This window comes from Cupriavidus sp. SHE, assembly GCF_000812445.1.
GTDB classification, from domain to species: Bacteria; Pseudomonadota; Gammaproteobacteria; order Burkholderiales; family Burkholderiaceae; genus Cupriavidus; species Cupriavidus metallidurans.
This window is the reverse complement of record NZ_JWMB01000018.1, coordinates 139,380-158,469: the sequence shown is the minus strand read 5'-3', so window position 1 is coordinate 158,469 and position 19,090 is coordinate 139,380. Positions and strand designations below refer to the sequence as shown.

General features: G+C 65.8%; 13 protein-coding genes. 8 read left to right on the top strand and 5 right to left on the bottom strand.

Features of this window, described 5'->3' with window-relative positions; all coding sequences use genetic code 11:
- Positions 1 to 77 precede the first annotated feature (77 nt).
- The 7 genes from RN01_RS09105 (at position 78) to RN01_RS09075 (ending at position 7,794) form a co-directional block, all read left to right on the top strand.
- The gene (locus RN01_RS09105) at positions 78 to 1,274 is read left to right on the top strand and encodes a phosphoglycerate kinase (RefSeq protein ID WP_017512860.1); all 1,197 of its coding nucleotides are present in this window, start codon (positions 78 to 80) and stop codon (positions 1,272 to 1,274) included.
- Positions 1,275 to 1,357: 83 nt separating this feature from the next.
- The gene (pyk, locus tag RN01_RS09100) at positions 1,358 to 2,797 is read left to right on the top strand and encodes a pyruvate kinase (protein WP_008652150.1); all 1,440 of its coding nucleotides are present in this window, start codon (positions 1,358 to 1,360) and stop codon (positions 2,795 to 2,797) included.
- A gap of 120 nt (positions 2,798 to 2,917) precedes the next feature.
- Positions 2,918 to 3,982: a class II fructose-bisphosphate aldolase gene (gene fba, locus RN01_RS09095; RefSeq protein ID WP_008652148.1), complete on the top strand. Its 1,065-nt coding sequence runs from the start codon at positions 2,918 to 2,920 to the stop codon at positions 3,980 to 3,982.
- A gap of 102 nt (positions 3,983 to 4,084) precedes the next feature.
- Entirely contained in the window at positions 4,085 to 4,993 is a 909-nt protein-coding gene (locus RN01_RS09090; RefSeq protein ID WP_008652147.1) for a phosphoribosylaminoimidazolesuccinocarboxamide synthase, read from the top strand.
- Positions 4,994 to 5,014: 21 nt separating this feature from the next.
- Complete coding sequence (gene purE, locus RN01_RS09085) at positions 5,015 to 5,512, top strand: 5-(carboxyamino)imidazole ribonucleotide mutase (protein WP_008652146.1); 498 nt, start codon at positions 5,015 to 5,017, stop codon at positions 5,510 to 5,512.
- A 29-nt stretch (positions 5,513 to 5,541) separates the two neighbouring features.
- Complete coding sequence (locus RN01_RS09080; RefSeq protein WP_024569454.1) at positions 5,542 to 6,786, top strand: 5-(carboxyamino)imidazole ribonucleotide synthase; 1,245 nt, start codon at positions 5,542 to 5,544, stop codon at positions 6,784 to 6,786.
- A gap of 15 nt (positions 6,787 to 6,801) precedes the next feature.
- Positions 6,802 to 7,794, top strand: coding sequence for an L-threonylcarbamoyladenylate synthase (locus RN01_RS09075; RefSeq protein ID WP_024569453.1), 993 nt, complete (start codon positions 6,802 to 6,804; stop codon positions 7,792 to 7,794).
- Between the two features lie 70 nt (positions 7,795 to 7,864).
- Here RN01_RS09075 and dacB read toward each other — a convergent pair whose 3' ends face one another.
- Both dacB and RN01_RS09065 read right to left on the bottom strand, forming a co-directional pair.
- Positions 7,865 to 9,421: a D-alanyl-D-alanine carboxypeptidase/D-alanyl-D-alanine-endopeptidase gene (gene dacB, locus RN01_RS09070; protein ID WP_024569452.1), complete on the bottom strand. Its 1,557-nt coding sequence runs from the start codon at positions 9,419 to 9,421 to the stop codon at positions 7,865 to 7,867.
- A 116-nt stretch (positions 9,422 to 9,537) separates the two neighbouring features.
- Positions 9,538 to 9,999 (bottom strand): PACE efflux transporter, encoded by a 462-nt coding sequence (locus RN01_RS09065; protein ID WP_017513147.1) that lies wholly within the window; start codon positions 9,997 to 9,999, stop codon positions 9,538 to 9,540.
- Between the two features lie 181 nt (positions 10,000 to 10,180).
- Between RN01_RS09065 and RN01_RS09060 the strand changes: the two genes are divergently transcribed.
- Complete coding sequence (locus RN01_RS09060; RefSeq protein WP_017513146.1) at positions 10,181 to 11,080, top strand: LysR family transcriptional regulator; 900 nt, start codon at positions 10,181 to 10,183, stop codon at positions 11,078 to 11,080.
- Positions 11,081 to 11,119: 39 nt separating this feature from the next.
- On the opposite strand, the gene RN01_RS09055 is transcribed toward RN01_RS09060, so the two are convergent.
- From RN01_RS09055 to RN01_RS09045, 3 genes are read right to left on the bottom strand one after another with little or no spacing between them, the layout of a single operon-like run.
- The gene (locus tag RN01_RS09055) at positions 11,120 to 12,613 is read right to left on the bottom strand and encodes an efflux transporter outer membrane subunit (protein WP_017513145.1); all 1,494 of its coding nucleotides are present in this window, start codon (positions 12,611 to 12,613) and stop codon (positions 11,120 to 11,122) included.
- The gene (locus RN01_RS09050; protein ID WP_017513144.1) at positions 12,613 to 15,915 is read right to left on the bottom strand and encodes an efflux RND transporter permease subunit; all 3,303 of its coding nucleotides are present in this window, start codon (positions 15,913 to 15,915) and stop codon (positions 12,613 to 12,615) included. The genes RN01_RS09055 and RN01_RS09050 overlap by 1 nt, the downstream gene beginning before the upstream one ends.
- Positions 15,915 to 19,070, bottom strand: coding sequence for an MdtB/MuxB family multidrug efflux RND transporter permease subunit (locus RN01_RS09045; RefSeq protein ID WP_024569451.1), 3,156 nt, complete (start codon positions 19,068 to 19,070; stop codon positions 15,915 to 15,917). The genes RN01_RS09050 and RN01_RS09045 overlap by 1 nt, the downstream gene beginning before the upstream one ends.
- Between the last annotated feature and the right edge of the window lie 20 nt (positions 19,071 to 19,090).

Genomic DNA, 19,090 nt, shown 5'->3' with positions numbered 1-19,090 from the left:
AGTAACGATCAGGTAAAATGGCGGTTTTCCCGATTTCCACGGGCGGCGCATGCCGCCCACGTCCCGCTCTTATCGCCATGACCTCTGTCCTGCGTCTTACCGATCTCATTTCCCAAGGCAAAATCTCCGGCAAACGTGTGTTCATCCGTGCCGACCTGAACGTGCCGCAAGACGACGCAGGCAATATCACCGAAGACACCCGCATCCGCGCGTCGGTGCCGGCCATTCAGGCCTGCCTGGACGCCGGCGCGGCCGTCATGGTGACGTCGCACCTGGGCCGTCCGACCGAGGGCGAGTTCAAGCCCGAAGATTCGCTGGCACCGATTGCCACGCGCCTGTCCGAACTGCTCGGCAAGCCGGTAAAACTGGTCCAGAACTGGGTCGACGGCGTCGAGGTGGCGCCTGGCCAGATCGTGCTGCTGGAAAACTGCCGCGTGAACAAGGGCGAGAAGAAGAACAGCGACGAGCTGGCCCAGAAGATGGCCAAGCTCTGTGACGTCTACGTGAACGACGCGTTCGGCACCGCCCACCGCGCCGAGGCCACCACCCACGGTATCGCCAAGTTCGCCCCGATCGCCTGCGCCGGCCCGCTGCTGGCCGCCGAGATCGACGCGCTGGGCCGCGCGCTGGGCCAGCCGGCACGTCCGCTGGTGGCCATCGTGGCCGGCTCGAAGGTTTCGACCAAGCTCACCATCCTGAAGGCCCTGGCTGACAAGGTGGACAACCTGATCGTCGGCGGCGGCATCGCCAACACGTTCATGCTGGCCGCTGGCCTGAAGATCGGCAAGTCGCTGGCCGAGGCCGACCTCGTGGGTGACGCCAAGACGATTATCGACATCATGGCCGCGCGCGGCGCATCGGTGCCAATTCCCGTCGACGTGGTCTGCGCCAAGGAATTCAGCGCCACGGCTGCCGCGACGGTCAAGGACGTCAAGGACGTTACCGACGACGACATGATCCTCGACATCGGCCCGAAGACCGCCGCGATGCTGGCCGACCAGCTCAAGGCTGCCGGCACGATCGTCTGGAACGGTCCGGTCGGTGTGTTCGAATTCGATCAGTTCGGCAACGGCACCAAGGTGCTGGCCGAAGCCATCGCCACGTCGAAGGCATTCTCGATCGCAGGTGGCGGCGACACGCTGGCCGCCATCGCCAAGTACGGCATCGCCGATCGCGTCGGGTATATCTCGACCGGCGGCGGCGCCTTCCTGGAGTTCCTGGAAGGCAGGAAGCTGCCCGCATTCGAAGTGCTGGAACAGCGCGCCGCAGGCTGATGACCCGACAGGCCGGCGCGGGACACCCCCGTCCGGCCAGTTTCCAGAAAAACCAAGCGCCCCCCACCAAGGAAGCCGCCCGCATGACACGTTCCACCAAGATCGTCGCCACGATTGGCCCCGCATCCAGCACGCTGGAAGTGTTGACCCGCATGATCGGAGCAGGGGTCGATGTGGTGCGCCTCAACTTCTCACACGGCACCGCGCAGGACCATATCGATCGCGCCGCCCTGGTGCGTGAGGCGGCGGCGGCCTGTGGGCGCGAGGTGGCCATCATGGCCGACCTGCAGGGCCCCAAGATCCGCGTGGGCAAGTTCGAGAACGGCAAGATCACGCTCAAGCCGGGCGATGCGTTCATCCTCGATTCGGCCTGCCAGATGGGCAATCAGGAGCGCGTGGGCCTGGACTACAAGGATCTGCCGCGCGATGTGGGCCCGGGCGACCTGCTCCTGCTCAACGACGGTCTGATCGTGCTGGTGGTGGACCGCGTGCTCGGCAACGAGATCTTCACCACGGTGCGTATCGGTGGCGAGCTGTCCAACAACAAGGGCATCAATCGTCAGGGTGGCGGCCTGTCGGCGCCGGCGCTGACCGCCAAGGACATGGAGGACATCAAGACCGCCATGGCGCTGGGCGCGGACTACGTGGCCGTGAGCTTCCCGAAGAACGCCACCGACATGGAAATGGCCCGCCAGCTCACCAACGTGGCAGGCCAGCCGCACAACCACAAGGCGCGCATGATCGCGAAGATCGAGCGGGCCGAGGCGATTCGTCCGGGCGTGCTCGAGGAAATCCTGCTGGCGTCGGACGGCATCATGGTGGCGCGTGGCGACCTGGCCGTCGAAGTTGGCAACGCCGCCGTGCCCGCGCTGCAGAAGCGCATGATCAAGCTGGCCCGAGAGGCCAACAAGCTGACGATCACCGCCACCCAGATGATGGAGAGCATGATCGTCAACCCGGTGCCGACGCGGGCCGAAGTGTCCGACGTGGCCAACGCCGTGCTCGATGGCACCGACGCCGTGATGACGTCGGCCGAGACCGCTGCCGGCCGCTATCCGGTGGAAACAGTCGAAGCCATGGCCGCGATCTGTCTGGAAGCCGAGAAATCGGAGGTGGTGCAGCTCGACACCGACTTCCTGAACCAGACCTTCGCGCGGATCGACCAGTCGATCGCAATGGGTGCGCTGTTCACCGCCTATCATCTAGGTGTCAAGGCGATCGCGGCGTTGACCGATTCCGGCGCCACGGCGCTGTGGATGAGCCGTCACCGCATCCATGTGCCGATCTACGCGATGACGCCGAACCTGGCGTCGCAACGCAAGATGCAGCTCTATCGCAATGTGGTGCCGCTGCCGCTGCAGTCGAGCGCGGACCGCGACGTGGCGCTTGAGCAGGCCGAGGAACTGCTGCTGTCCCAGGGCGTGGTGCAGCGCGGCGATTTCATCGTGCTGACGATCGGCGAGCCGATGGGCCAGCCCGGCGGCACGAATACGCTCAAGATCGTGAGGGTGGGCACCCGGTAGGACGCGCGCCCCATGTGGCGCGCCAGACAGACATGACCGCGCCCGATGCGCGAGCCTGTCTGGCGCAGCAACGACAAGAATTCAGAAATACCCCAAGCTATTTACATTCAGGAGTTAGACATGCCACTCGTATCCATGCGCCAGTTGCTGGACCATGCCGCCGAGAACAACTACGGTCTGCCGGCTTTCAACGTGAACAACCTCGAACAGGTTCAGGCCATCATGCAGGCCGCCGACGAGGTCAACGCCCCGGTGATCATGCAGGCCTCGGCAGGCGCGCGCAAATACGCTGGCGAGCACTTCCTGCGTCACCTGATCGAAGCTGCCGTGGAAGCCTATCCGCACATCCCGGTGGTGATGCACCAGGATCACGGCCAGTCGCCGGCGATCTGCAAGGCCGCCATCGACCTGAACTTCTCGTCGGTGATGATGGATGGCTCGCTGAAGGAAGACGGCAAGACCCCGTCGGACTACGAGTACAACGTCGACGTGACCCGGAAGGTTGTGCAGATGGCCCACGCGCTGGGCGTGACCGTGGAAGGCGAACTGGGTTGCCTGGGCTCGCTGGAAACCGGTGAAGCCGGCGAGGAAGACGGCATTGGCGCCGAAGGCAAGCTCGATCACTCGATGCTGCTGACCGATCCGGAGCAGGCCGCCGACTTCGTCAAGGCCACCCAGCTCGACGCGCTGGCCATCGCCATCGGCACCTCGCACGGCGCGTACAAGTTCACGCGCAAGCCCACGGGCGACATCCTGGCCATCGGGCGCATCAAGGAAATCCACGCCCGCATTCCGAACACTCACCTGGTGATGCACGGTTCGTCGTCGGTGCCGCAGGAACTGCTGGCCGAAATCCGCCAGTTCGGTGGCGACATGAAGGAAACGTACGGCGTGCCCGTGGAAGAAATCCAGGAAGCGATCAAGTACGGCGTGCGCAAGATCAACATCGACACCGACATCCGTCTGGCGATGACCGGCGCGATCCGCCGCTTCTTCGTGGAGAACCCGAGCAAGTTCGACCCGCGCGAGTACCTGAAGCCGGCCCGCGAAGCCGCCAAGCTCGTGTGCAAGGCCCGCTACATCGCCTTCGGTTGCGAAGGCCAGGCCAGCAAGATCAAGGCCGTGTCGCTGACCGACGTTGCCCAGCAGTACAAGGCCGGCAAGCTCGCCCAGGTCGTGCAGTAAATTGTGTCGTTGCCCCGCCTGGTGCGGGGCTTTGCTTCTTCATGGGGCTTCGCATCGCGCTCGAAGCCCCGCTTGTTTTTCAGCCGCAGCCGTTTTCACACCATGTCCGACGCCCTCTACGAATCCTCCATCCAGTCCCTGCCGCTGCTCGGCAAAGGCAAGGTCCGCGATAACTACGCTGTCGGCGACGACAAGCTGCTGATCGTGACCACCGACCGTCTGTCGGCCTTCGACGTGATCCTGGGCGAGCCGATTCCGGCCAAGGGCCGCGTGCTGAACCAGATGGCCAACTTCTGGTTCAAGAAGCTCGCGCACATCGTGCCGAACCATGAGACCGACGTGACCGCTGAGTCCGTGGTGGCGCCGAACGAGGTGGAGCAGGTGAAGGGCCGTGCTGTGGTGGTCAAGCGCCTGAAGCCGATCCTGGTGGAAGCGGTGGTGCGCGGCTACCTGGCTGGCAGTGGCTGGAAGGACTACCAGGCCACGGGCAAGGTGTGCGGTATCGCGCTGCCGGCCGGCCTGCAGAACGCGCAGAAGCTGCCCGAGCCGATCTTCACGCCGGCGGCCAAGGCCGAGATGGGCGAGCACGACGAGAACATCTCGTTCGATGAAGTCGAGGCCCGCATCGGCAAGGAACTGGCCGCGAAGATGCGTGACATCTCGATCCGCCTGTACAAGGAAGCCGCCGACTACGCCGCCACGCGCGGCATCATCATCGCCGACACAAAGTTTGAGTTCGGTCTGGACGAGAACGGCACGCTGACGCTGATGGACGAAGTGCTGACGGCCGATTCGTCGCGCTTCTGGCCGGCCGATTCGTATCAGGTGGGCACCAACCCGCCGTCGTTCGACAAGCAGTTCGTGCGTGACTGGCTCGAAGCCGTGCGCATCGACGGCAAGCCTTGGCCGAAGACCGCGCCGGCGCCGAAGCTGCCGGAAGACGTGGTGCAGAAGACCGCCGACAAGTACAAGGAAGCGCTGACCCGCCTGACCGGCGAAGCGCTGCAGTAAGAGCAGGAAAGGTAATTGACGATGAGCAACGAATCGAAGCCTGTGGTTGGCGTGGTGATGGGCAGCAGTTCCGATTGGGACGTGATGCAGCACGCCGTGGCCATGCTCAAGGATTTCAACGTGCCGTTCGAAGCGCAGGTGGTATCGGCGCACCGGATGGCCGATGACATGTTCCGCTATGCCGAAGCGGCGCGCGGCCGTGGCATCCGCGCGATCATCGCCGGCGCCGGCGGTGCCGCGCACCTGCCGGGCATGATCGCCGCCAAGACTATCGTGCCGGTGTTCGGCGTGCCGGTGCCGTCGAAGTACCTGCGCGGCGAGGACTCGCTGTTGTCGATCGTGCAGATGCCGAAGGGTGTGCCCGTGGCCACCTTCGCCATCGGTGAGGCTGGCGCCGCCAACGCAGCGCTGCACGCGATCGCCACGCTGGCCACCACCGACGACGCGCTGGCCAGCGCGCTGGAAGCGTTCCGCGCAAAGCAGACCGAAGCCGCGCGCGCGATGACGCTGCCCGTATAACTTTCTGAAGTCTCACCGTAGCCTGAGCCATGCCGACCGATATCCATCCCCACCTGTCCGAAGCGCATACCCCCGAGTCGCGCGCCGAGTTCGGCGTGGACAGTCCGAACTCGCCGATCCTGCCGGGCGCCTGGCTCGGCATGCTCGGCGGCGGCCAGCTTGGCCGCATGTTCACGCACGCGGCGCAGTCGATGGGGTACCGTGTGTGCGTGCTCGATCCGGACCAGGACAGCCCGGCCGGCTCCGTGGCCGACCGGCACATCTGCGCGGCATACACCGACGATGCGGCGCTGGCCGAACTGTCCAGCCTGTGCGAGGCGGTGAGCACCGAGTTCGAGAACGTGCCGTCGATCTCGCTCGAGCGTCTGGAGGAAGCCGGCGTGTTCGTCGCGCCGCGCGGCTACTGCGTGTCGATCGCGCAGAACCGCATCGGCGAAAAGAAGTTCTTCGCCTCCTGCGCGGACCGTACCGGCGTGCCGCCGGCCCCGCACTGGGTGATCCAGCACGATGCCGATGTGGACCGGCTGCCTGACGAAGTGCTGCCGGGCATCCTGAAGACCGCGCGGATGGGCTACGACGGCAAGGGCCAGGCGCGCGTGAAGTCGCGCGAGGACGTGCGCGTCGCATGGAAGGCCATGCAGCATGTGCCGTGCGTGCTCGAGCGGATGCTGCCGCTGGCGTACGAGGTGTCGGTGCTGGCCGCGCGTGCCGCCGATGGCTCCACCGCCACGTGGCCGCTGGCCGAGAACGTGCACCGCGATGGCATCCTGTTTTCGACGACGATGCCTTCGACGAGCGTGTCGGACGATATTTCCCAACGCGCCCGCAACGCCGCGGCGACGATTGCTTCGGAAATGGGCTACGTCGGCGTGCTTTGCATCGAATTCTTCGTGCTGACCGATGGCACGCTGGTGGCCAATGAAATGGCGCCGCGCCCGCACAACTCGGGGCACATCACGATGGATGCCTGCGAGACCAGCCAGTTCGAGCAACAGGTCCGCGCGATGGCTCGCCTGCCGCTGGGCAGCACCCGCCAGCATTCGGCCGGCAAGATGCTGAACCTGCTTGGCGACTGCTGGTTCGAGTTCGGCCTGGAGCGTACGCCAGCGTGGGATGAGGTGCTGGCGCAGCCCGGCGCCAAGCTGCACCTCTACGGCAAGAACGATGCGCGCCCGTCGCGCAAGATGGGACACGTGAACTGCGTTGGCGACCATGCCGAAGCGGCTGACCGCACGTTCGATGCCGCCGCCAAGGCGCTGCAGATCCCCAGCTGAAACCGGTAGTTCGCGATGTCCTCACGTATGCCCACCGCCGCGGAGCTGGACGAAGCCGTCCGCCTGCTCGAAGCCGGCGAGCTGGTGGCCTTCCCGACCGAGACCGTCTACGGTCTCGGTGCCGATGCCGAGAACCCTGAAGCCGTGGCGCGTATCTTCGCCGCCAAGGGCCGACCGTCGAACCATCCGGTGATCGTTCACGTGGTCGATGGCGCCGATGTCGGCTACTGGAGCGACGACGTACCCGACGCCGCGCGGAAGCTGATCGATGCGTTCTGGCCCGGTCCGCTGACGATCATCCTGAAGCGGGCCGCCCACATCCCGGCAGCGGTTGCCGGTGGGCAGGACAGCATCGGCTTGCGCTGCCCGTCGCATCCGGTGGCGCAGGCGCTGCTGTCGCGCTTCCGCCGTGGCCGGGGCGGCATTGCTGCGCCATCGGCCAACAAGTTCGGCCAGGTCAGCCCGACCACGGCCGAGCATGTGCGCGACGAGTTCGGTGGATCGGTCTATGTGCTCGAAGGCGATGGCGTGGACGTTGGCATCGAATCGTCGATCGTTGATCTGTCCCGCCTGGATACGGCTGGCCCGGTGCTGCTGCGCCCGGGCGCGATCACGGCGGCGATGATGGCCGACGTGCTCGGCACCATGCCGCTACCGCCGGACGCCGCCGCGCCGCGCGCATCGGGCACGCTCAAGGCCCATTACGCGCCCCGCACCACGCTGACGCTGGCCCAGGCGGACGCCTTGCCGCAGTACCTGCATGGGCTGTCCGCCGATGGCAGGCTGGCTTGGGTGGGTCGCGCGCCGGCAACCAGCGATCCGCGCTGCACGTTCGTTGAAGCACCGGCCACGCCGGATGCTTACGCGCAGGAGTTGTACCGGCTGTTGCGCCGGCTCGACAAGGAAGGATTCCAGCGGCTGGTGTTCGAACCCTTGCCGGAAAGTCTCGAGTGGGACGGGGTGCGGGACCGTTTGGGTCGCGCCGCGGCTGCGTTCGAGGATTGCTGAGGTTGGGGGGAAGGCGAGGGGAAGGCCAGGCGCTCCAGCCCCCCACCACGCCTGTCACAAAACCCTCACCTCAAGGCGTGCCCTTATACACCCACTGCATCAACGCATCGTGCGCCTCCTGCGCTCCCGATGCGTTCGGGTGATTGATATACGCCACCACCACATAACGCTGCCCGTCGAGCGCGTCGACGTAGCCCGCCAGCGCGCGTACGTCCTGCAGTGTGCCCGTCTTCAGGTAGGCATTGCCGGCCGCATTGGCCCGGGTCAGGCGATTGCGCAGGGTGCCATCCACGCCGAGGATCGGCAGGGAGTCCATCAGCACCGGCCCAACATTGCTGGCCAGTGCCTGTTGCAGCAGACGCGCCATGTCATAAGCGCTGATCCGTTCCTCGCGTGACAATCCCGAGCCGTTCTCCAGTACCAGATCCGGCATGTCCAGCCCCTGGCGCGATAGCCAGCGCTTGATCACGCGTGTCGACTTCTCGGTGCTGGCCGGGCCGCTCCGGTCGATCTCCGCGCCAATCGTCAGGAAGAGCTGACGTGCCATCACGTTGTTCGAGAACTTGTTGATGTCGCGCACGATCTCGCCGAGCGGCTGGCCGTAGTGCCGCGCCAGCAGGAACGCGCTGCGCGGCACCGTGCCGCCGCGCAGCCCGGGCGGACGCACGAAGCGGCCACCCGCCGCCTGCCATTCGGCCACGAAGCCGCCCCAGATGAAATCGCTGTGCGAGAGCGTGGCCAGGTTGACCACGTGTTCGCCACAATCGGCGGAGTAGTTGCCGTCGAACGCGGCGACGATGGTGCCGTCTGACTGCGGCGTGATGCTTGGGTTGGCACGTGCGCGCCAGTCACCGCAACGGCCGTTGACCAGCGTCAGGCGGTTATCCACACGCAATTGCGCCAGCGCCGGCGTGACGGCCACGTCGACGGCGCGGCCGGCGGCGTCGGGCGTGATCGTGAAGGTGAGCGTCTTGAAGGCATAAAGCAGCGCATCAGGATTGACGTTGTAGGCGCGTTGCGTCTCGCCATCGATCGTGTAGCTGTTGTCCTGGGTATCCGCGAAGAAGCTGCGGTCGAGCACGAGATCGCCGTTGATGGCCGTCGCGCCAGTCGATCGCGCCGTGGTGACCAGCTTGGCCATCTCCTCGGGCACCAGCTTCGGGTCTCCCCGGCCGCGCAGATAGACGTTGCCGTTGATCACCCCGTCCGGACCCGGCTGGCCATCGGCGTAGAGCGAAGTGAGCCAGCGATAGTCGGGCCCGAGCAATTGCAGGCCGGCGAACGTGGTGACCAGCTTCATCGTCGACGCCGGGTTCATCGGCGCCTCGGCGTTCCAGCTCACACGCGGGCGCGGCGCGCCGACCTTGATCACGTAGAAGCTTGCCGCCGACAGCGGCACATGCGCGCGGCGCAGCGCCGTGGTGACAGTGGCGGGCAGGCCGGTGCGCGCGGCGGCCGGGTCCGCGGCTTCTGCACTGACGCGCTGGACCGACGGTTTGGTGGCTTTGACGGATTTGACGGGTTTGGCCTGGGCTCCAGTCAGGCCGAAGGCGAGCAGCGCGGCCGTTGCGATAACGGGAGACAGGCTGCGGCGGAGCAGGGAGGGGCGGATTGGCATGGCGCTCATGTTAACGCATGGCCCATGCCCGATGGATGACGTGAATGCGGCCGTTTTCGACCGTTTCCGGCCGCATTTTGTTGCTGAGGTCGACCGCGCGTCGCACGGTCGGATTTCCACGGTTCCTAATTGGCCGACGGGCAATCGGCAGGCTGGCTATCCTCCTTCGCCTTGAGGCCAGGGATCGGGAAGACCGCGTCATAGACCCAGTTGTAGATCAGCGCGTAGACCATGTAGAAGCCGGCCACGGCGATGTCCATGATGAACGCGTCGAGCAGGGTCATGTCGAGGTACCACGCCACCGACGGCAGGAACACGAGCAGCAGGCCACCCTCGAACAGGATCGCGTGCAGCACGCGAATCGCCGGCGTCTTCCGGAGCTGGCCGGTGAAGCGCAGCATCCCGCGGTCGAAGAGGATGTTGTAGACGTAGTTCCAGACGGCAGCGATCAGTGACGCGACCGCGCCCACCAGACCCATCTGGTGCAGCGCGTAGCCAAATACCAGGCTGGCAAGCGGGGCGAAGATCAGCAACCCGATCAGCTCGAAACCGACGGTGTGACGGATCCGGTCTGCGGTGGTGCGCATGAAGCTCTCCTTTGTGAAACGATGGAGCGCATTCTATCGGTGCGACAGCTAATCGCAAGTTGGGTAGTATCGGTTATTCCGATAGAAGGGGATTCCCCTGCGACCGGCTTTCCCCCCGTCTGTCCCCGCCTGCCCCCTCCTGCTTGTGCGAGAGGGGAGAAAGCCAACGAGAACGCACACCATGAGCCTGTCCCTCGAACAGTTGCAAGCCTTTGCCGCCGCGGCCGAAACCGGATCGTTCTCCGCGGCGGCCCGCCAACTTGGCAAGGCACAGTCCGTCGTCAGCGCCGCCGTCGCCAATCTGGAGATCGACCTCGGCAACGCGCTGTTCGACCGCACCGCCCGTTACCCGGTCCTGACGCCGGCCGGCGAGCGGTTGCTGGTTGAGGCGCGTGTGATTCTGGAGCGTTGCGAGCACTTTCGGGGCGTCGCCAAGAGCCTGGGCGAAGGTGTCGAGTCCCGCCTCACGCTGGCCGTCGACGAGCTATATCCGGAAGAGACCCTTGGCGTGCTGCTCGACGAGTTCTCGCAGCGCTTCCCGTCGGTCGAACTCGAACTGCTGTTTCCGCTGATGGAGGACGTGAGCCGGCTGGTGCTGAGCCAGTGCGCGGACCTCGGCATCATGTGGCGCCAGGAGATCCTGCCGCCCGAACTCGGCTTCCATGCGCTGGGCTGGGTGCCGATGCCGATCATCTGCGCGCCCGACCATCCCCTTGCCGCCCAGCCGCGCGTGGACTTCGAAGAGTTGAAACGCTACCGGCAGTTGATGGTGGCCACGCGCAGCGACAGCGAGGAAAAGAAACGGCTGCGTGTGGCGGCCGAAGTCTGGTGGGTGGAAAGCCAGTGGGTGATCGTCGAACTGGTCAAGCGCAAGCTCGGCTGGGCGTTCGTGCCTTGGCACGTGGCGGCCAACTCGCCCGCCGCTGCCGGGCTGGTATCGCCGCAGCTGACCTTCCAGGACCAGGACTGGCCCGTGGCGATGGAAATCGTCTGGCACAAGCAGCGGCCGCTGGGCAAGGCGGCCACATGGTTGCGGGAGCGGGTGAGTCAGCAGCCGTTGCCGATGCCGGAGGGGCGGTAGCGCGCTGCCGCGCCGCTACCGAGTCCGCCACCGAGTCTGTTATTGCGCCGTCGATGCAGGCGCGGTAGCCGGCGGGGCGCTATCGGCCTTCCCCACCTCCATATCCTGCCCATGCCATCCGCCGCCAAGCGCCTTGATCAGCGTGACGGCCGCCGTGTACTGCCGCCCCATGATCGTCAATGTGGTGTTCTCCGCCGTATAGGCCGCGGTCTGTGCCGTCAGCACATCCAGCAACGCTGCGGTGCCGGCCTTGTAGCGGTTGTTGACCAGCGAAAGCGCTTCACGTGCCGAGCGCAGCGCGTCGTTCTGGACGATCGACTCCTGTTCGAGCACGCGGGCCGAGGCGAGGTTGTCCTCGACCTCCTGGAACGCGCCCAGCACGGTCTGCCGATAGTTCGCCACGGTCTGGTCGTATTGGGCCACGGCAATCGCTGTATTGGCACGGCGCAGGCCGCCGTCGAACACGGTGCCGGCCAGACCAGCACCGATTGACCAGACGCGGTCGGGCAGGGAGAGCCAGCGCGCCAGAGTGCTGGCCGTCAGCCCGCCTGTGGCCGATAGCGAGAGCGTCGGGTAGTAGGCCGCCTCGGCCACGCCAATATTGGCGTTCGCAGATGCCATGCGCCGTTCCGCAGCCGAGATATCGGGGCGGCGTTCCAGCAACTGCGACGGCACGGCCACCGGTACGCGCGGAATCGCGTCGCGGTTGTCGACGGTCGCCACGGTCAGGTCCGCCGGGGGCTTGCCGACCAGTACCGCGATGGCATGTTCGAGCTGCTGCCGCGTGATCTGGATGTCGAGTTGCTGTGCTTGCGCGGACTTGAGCTGGGTTTCCGACTGCAGCACGTCCGAGCGTTGCGCGGTGCCCGCCTTGTACTGGTTCTGCACGAGCTGCAGCGACTTCGCGTAGTCGGCCACGGTGCGGTCCAGCAGCGCGTGCTGGGCGTCTGCCACGCGCAGCAGGAAGTAGCTCTGCGCCAGCGTTGCCTGCGTGGAGAGCAGGATCGAAGCCAGGTCGGCCTCGCTGGCCTGCGCGCCGGCCTGGGCGCTTTCCACCTGCCTGCGCACGCGGCCCCACACGTCGATTTCCCAGTTGGCGGACAGCGTCAGGTTCTGGCCGTTGATGATCTGGCCATTGCTGCTCGTCGCGCCGCGCGATACGCCGGCATTGGCGCCGACCGTCGGGAAGTAGCCCGCGCGTGCCGCGGACAGTGATGCCGTGGCTTGGCGATACTGTGCTTCCGCCGCCTTGATGTTCTGGTTCGAGATCTTGACCTGAGACATCAGCGCGTCGAGCACGGGATCGTCGAACACGCGCCACCAGTCGGGGCGCGCCATGATGTCCTGCGGCTCGGCGGTTTTCCAGTCGCCGGTCCATGCGGGCATGTCCTCGCTGGCTTCCTTGAAAGCCTTGGGCACGGGCGCATCGGGTCGCTGGTAATCAGGGCCGACCGCACAACCGGTCAGCAGCGCACAAGCCAGCGCGACGACGGTGAACGAGAATTGGCTTCGAGACATGGCAATTGCCTTCATCAGTGTTCGAGGTGCGGCGTGGTGCCGCTTGCCTGGGTGCGACGACGCTCGCGCCAGGCCTTGACCTTGAGGCGCCAGCGATCCAGCGTGAGGTAGACCACAGGCGTGGTGTACAGCGTCAGCAACTGGCTGACGAACAACCCGCCAACGATCGAGATACCGAGCGGCGCGCGCAGTTCGGCGCCATCGCCGTGGCCCAGTGCCAGCGGAATCGCGCCCAGCATCGCCGCCATCGTGGTCATCATGATCGGGCGGAAACGGAGCAGGCAGGCGCGGTAGATCGCGTCGCGCGGGCTCAGGCCGTCACGCCGCTCGGCGTCGATCGCGAAGTCGATCATCATGATCGCGTTCTTCTTCACGATACCGATCAGCAGGATCACGCCGATCAGCGCGATGATGCTGAACTCGGTCTTGAACAGCAGCAGGGCCAGCAGCGCGCCCACGCCCGCTGACGGGAGCGTCGACAGGATCGTCAGCGGATGCACGTAGCTTTCGTACAGGATGCCCAGCACGATGTAGATCGTGATGATTGCCGCCAGAATCAGGATCGGCTGGCTCTTGAGCGAATCCTGGAACGCCTTGGCGCCACCCGCGAAGTTGGCCTGCAACGTCTCCGGCGCGCCGATCCGCGCGAGCGCATCCTTGATCGCGTCGGTGGCCTGCGACAGCGAATAGCCTTCGGCCAGGTTGAACGAGATCGTCGACGCCGCGAACTGGCCCTGGTGGTTCACGCCGAGTGGCGTGCTGGTCGGCATCACACGCGTGAAGGCCGCGAGCGGCACGCGCTTGCCACCGCCGGTGACGACATAGACATCCTGCAGCGCGTGCGGCCCCTGCAGATACTCGGAACTGAGCTCCATCACCACGCGGTACTGGTTGAGCGGGTGGTAGATCGTCGAGACCAGACGCTGCCCGAAGGCATCGTTGAGGATCGCGTCGATCTGCTGCGCGCTGACGCCGAGCTTCGACGCGGTGTCGCGGTCGATGATCACCGACGTCTGCAGGCCCTTGTCATTGGTATCGGTGTCGACGTCCTCGATGCCCTTGATGTTCGATATCGCGGCGCGAACCTTTGGCTCCCAGTCGCGCAGCACGTTCAGGTCATCGGACTGCAGCGTGAACTGGTATTGCGAACTGCTCTGTCGCCCACCGACGCGGATATCCTGCACCGACTGCAGGAACAGGCTGGCGCCAGGCTCCTTGGCCAGCTTGCCACGCAGCCGCGCGATGATCGCATCGGCGGATTCCTTGCGCTCGGACAGCGGCTTCAGCGTGACGAACATCTGTCCCGTATTGCGCTGCGAGCCGCCCGTGAAGCCCACCACGTTGACCACGGCCGGATCGGTCTGGACGATCTGGATAAAGTTGTCGAGCTTGGTGCGCATCGCCTGGAACGACGTGGCCTGGTCCGCGCGGATGAAGCCGATCAGGCGGCCCGTGTCCTGCTGCGGGAAGAAGCCCTTCGGCACGATCACGTAGAGCCAGACGTTCAGTGCCACCGTGGCCAGCAGAACGATCCAGACCAGCGTGCTATGGCGCAACGCCGCGCCCAGCGTGCGCGCGTAGGCCTGCTGCATCCATGTGAAGACGTGCTCGGTCGCGCGATGAAAACGGCCCTGGGATTCTTCGTGCACCGGGCGCAGCAGCCGCGCGCACATCATCGGCGTGGTGGTCAGCGACACGACCAGCGACACCAGGATGGCGACCGACAGCGTGATCGCGAACTCCTGGAACAGCCGGCCGACGATGCCACCCATCAGCAGCAGCGGGATGAACACGGCGATCAGCGAGAGACTCATCGACAGCACCGTGAAGCCGACCTCGCGCGCGCCGCGCAAGGCGGCGGCCAGCGGTTTCATGCCTTCCTCGATATGGCGCGAGATGTTCTCCAGCACCACGATCGCATCGTCGACCACAAAGCCCGTGGCGATGGTCAGCGCCATCAGCGAAAGGTTGTTCAGCGAGAACCCGGCCAGGTACATCACCGAGAACGTGCCGACCAGCGATACCGGCACCGCCACACTCGGAATCAGCGTGGCCCGCACGTTGCGCAGGAACAGGAACACGACCATGACCACCAGAGCTACCGAGATGATCAGCGTCTGTTCCACCTCGCGCAGCGAGGCGCGGATGGTGGGTGTGCGGTCCATCATCACGTCCATCGAGATCGCGGCCGGGATCATCTTGCCCAACTGCGGCAGGATGTCGTTGACGCGGTCCACGGTCTCGATGATGTTGGCGCCGGGCGAGCGGTTCAGCACCAGCAGCACCGATGGCTTGCCGTTGGCAGAGCCTGCATTGCGGATGTCCTGTACCGAGTCGACCACATTGGCCACGTCCTGCAGGCGGATCGGCACCGCGAAGCCGTTTGGCCCCTTCGCGCCGTTGCTGCCGCCGGTGGCTCCAGTGGTGATCGTCGTGGTGCCGCTGCTGGTGGTGATGGTGGTCGTGGTGACACCGTTGACGGTCTTCGTGCTGACGTTGCCGCCGGCGGCGGCATTGGCGGTGCTGGCGATCAGCGCGCCGGCCGACGCGGACGAGTACGTGCCCGGCGTGGCGTAGCGGATGATCAGCGGCATGTAGTCCTTGGCCGCCATCGCCTGGTCGTTGGCATAGACCTGCCACGCGTTGTTGCTGTTCTCCAGCACGCCGAGCGGCCGGTTGGCGTTGGTGGCGCTGATGGTGTTGCGGACGTCTTCCAGCGAGATGCCGTACTTGTTCAGCGACGTGGGATTCAGCTCCACGCGCACAGCCGGCAGCGAGGAGCCGCCGATGGTCACCTGCCCGACACCTTCCACCTGCGAGAGCTTCTGCGCGAGGATCGTCGACGCCGCATCGTAGAGCTGGCCACGTGACATCGTCTGCGATGTCAGGCCGATGATCATGATCGGCGCGTCGGCCGGGTTGACCTTGCGATAGGTCGGGTTGTTCGGCAGGCTCGTGGGCAGCGTGGCGCGCGATGCATTGATCGCGGCCTGCACGTCGCGGGCCGCGCCGTCGATGTTGCGCGACAGGTCGAACTGCAGCGTCACGCGTGTGGAGCCGAGCGAGCTGTTCGACGTGATTTCCGTGACACCGGCAATCGTCCCCAGCGCGCGTTCGAGCGGCGTGGCCACCGTGGCGGCCATCGTCTCGGGGCTGGCGCCGGGCAGCGACGCAGACACCGAGATGGTGGGGAAGTCCACCTGCGGCAGCGGCGAGACCGGCAGCAGCCGGAACGCCGCGATGCCCGCCAGCAGAATGCCGATGGTCAGCAGCGCGGTGGCAACCGGGCGATGGATGAAGGTGGCCGACAGGTTCATCAGACGTTCGGCTCCTGCGGATGGTGCGGCTGCTGGCCGCCATCCTCTCCGGTGCCGCCCTCATCGGGGTCGCCGAAGCGGTTGCGGCGCCAGGCCTTCAGGCGGATCGCGACGCGGTCGAACGCCAGGTAGATCACCGGCGTGGTGAACAGCGTCAGCACCTGGCTGACCAGCAGGCCACCCACCATCGTGATACCCAGCGGACGGCGCAGTTCCGAGCCGATGCCCGTGCCGAGCATCATCGGCAACGCAGCCAGCAGTGCGGCCATCGTCGTCATCAGGATCGGGCGGAAGCGCAGCAGACAGGCCTGGAAAATCGCATCGCGCGGCTTCATGCCGCCTTCGCGCTCGGCCTCAAGCGCGAAGTCGATCATCATGATCGCGTTCTTCTTCACGATACCGATCAGCAGGATGATGCCGATGATCGCGATGATGCCGATATCCTGCCCCGACACCAGCAGCGCCAGCAGGGCGCCGACGGCGGCCGACGGCAGCGTCGAGAGAATGGTCACCGGATGGATCGTGCTTTCATACAGCACACCGAGCACGATGTACATCGTGACCACAGCGGCCAGAATCAGCCACAGCGTGTTGGAGAGCGACGCGCGGAAGGCCAGGGCGGCGCCCTGGAACTCGGTGGCCATCGAGATCGGCAGGCCAATCTCGCTCTCGACCTTGGTGATCTTGTCCACCGCCGCGCCAAGCGATTCGCCCGGCGCGAGGTTGAATGAGATCGTCGCGGACGGGAACTGGCCCTGGTGATTGATCACGAGCGGGCCGGTGCGCTCCGAGATGTGCGCGATCGACCCGAGCGGCACCTGGCCGCCCGACGACGACGGCAGGCGCAGCGCGGACAGCGACTCCGGGCTCACCCGGAACTGCGGCATCGTTTCCAGCACCACGCGATACTGGCTCGACTGCGTGAAGATCGTCGAGACCAGCCGCTGGCCGAACGCGCTGTAGAGCGCGCTGTCGATGACCGCGGTGGTGATGCCGAAGCGCGCGGCGGCGTCGCGGTCGATCTCCACGTAGGCGCGCAGGCCGTTGTTCTGCTGGTCGCTGGCCACGTCGCGCAGTTCCGGCTCCTGCTTCAGCCGCTCGATCAGCTTCGGTACCCATTCGGCCAGCACGGCTGGGTCCGGGTCCTCGACGGTGAACTGGTACTGCGTGCGGGCCACGCGGTCCTCGATTGTCAGGTCCTGCACCGGCTGCATGTACAGCGCCACGCCGCCAAGCTTCTGCACCGAGGCCTGCAGCCGGTCGGTCACGACTGCCATCGAGTCGCGTTCGTCCTTCGGCTTCAGGTTGATGATCATGCGGCCCGCGTTGATCGTCGTGTTGGTGCCGTCGACACCAATGAACGACGACACGCTATCCACGGCGGGGTCCTCGAGAATCACCTTCTGCACCGCCTCCTGCTTGCGGCCCATCGACTGGAACGAACTGGTCTGCGCGGCTTCGGTGATCGCCTGGATCATGCCCGTGTCCTGCACCGGGAAGAAACCCTTCGGCACCACCACGTAGAGAAGGCCGGTCAGCACCAGTGTGCCCACGGCGACGAGCAGCGTGGCCGTCTGGCGCTCGAGCACCCAGTTCAGCGCGCGGCCATATTGTTCGATCACGCTGTCGAAGAAGCGGCCCGTGACCACGTGGAAGCGGGACATTTCGCTCTCGGGCACGTGACGCAGCAGGCGCGCGCACATCATCGGCGTCAGCGTCAGGGAGACCACTGCGGAGATCAGGATCGACACGGCGAGCGTGATGGCGAACTCGCGGAACAGCCGGCCGACCACGTCGCCCATGAACAGCAGTGGAATCAGCACGGCCACCAGCGAGAACGTCAGCGAGATGATGGTGAAGCCGATCTGTTTCGAGCCCTTCAGCGCCGCTTCCATCGGCGGATCGCCTTCCTCGATGTAGCGCATGATGTTCTCGATCATCACGATGGCGTCGTCCACCACGAAGCCGGTGGCGATGGTCAGCGCCATCAGCGTGAGGTTGTTGATCGAGAAGCCGGCCATGTACATCACGCCGAACGTGCCCACCAGCGACAGCGGCACCGCCACGCCCGGAATGATCGTGGCGGACAGGTTGCGCAGGAAGATGAAGATCACCATCACCACCAGCGCGACGGCCAGCAGCAGTTCGAACTCGACGTCCTTGACCGAGGCGCGGATCGTGGTGGTGCGGTCGGTCAGCTGCTGCACCTGCACGGAGGCCGGCAGCGACGCCCGCAACTGGGGCATCAGCGTCTTGATGCGGTCGACCACCTCGATCACGTTGGCGCCGGGCTGGCGCTGGATGTTCAGCACGATGGCCGGCTTGGCATTGGCCCATGCGGCCAGGCGGCTGTTCTCGGCCGCATCGACGATGTCGGCCACGTCGGTGATGCGGATCGGCGCGCCGTTCTGGTAGCCGATGATGATCTGCTTGTATTCGTCGGCGGATTTGAGCTGGTCGTTGGCGTCGATTGTCGACGCGCGCGCGGGGCCGTCGAAACTTCCCTTGGCGCCGTTCACGTTCGCATTGCCGATGGCCGTGCGCAGGTCGTCGATCGACATGCCGAGGTTGGCCAGCGCCGTCGGATTGGCCTGGATGCGCACGGCGGGGCGCTGGCCCCCGCTGATCGTGACCAGGCCCACGCCCTGGATCTGCGAGATCTTGGCGGCCACGCGTGTGTCGACCATGTCCTGCAGCTTGGGCAGCGGCAGCGTGTCGGACGTCATCGCCAGCGTCATGATCGGCGCGTCGGCCGGGTTGACCTTGCTGTAGATCGGCGGCATTGGCAGGTCAGCCGGGAGCAGGTTGCTGCCCGCGTTGATGGCGGCCTGCACCTCCTGTTCGGCCACGTCGAGCGACAGTGTCAGCTCGAACTGCAGCGTGATCACCGATGCGCCGCCGGAGGACGACGACGACATCTGCTTGAGGCCAGGCATCTGGCCGAACTGGCGTTCCAGCGGCGCGGTGACCGACGAGGTCATCACGTCGGGGCTGGCGCCGGGGTAGAGCGTGGTGACCTGGATGGTCGGGTAGTCCACCTCGGGCAGGGCCGAGAGCGGCAGCAGCCGGAATGCGACCAGCCCCGACAGCAGGATGGCCACCATCAGCAGCGCTGTGGCGACTGGCCGCTCGATAAAGATGCGTGAGGGATTCATGCCGCTCCTCGACTCCTCGC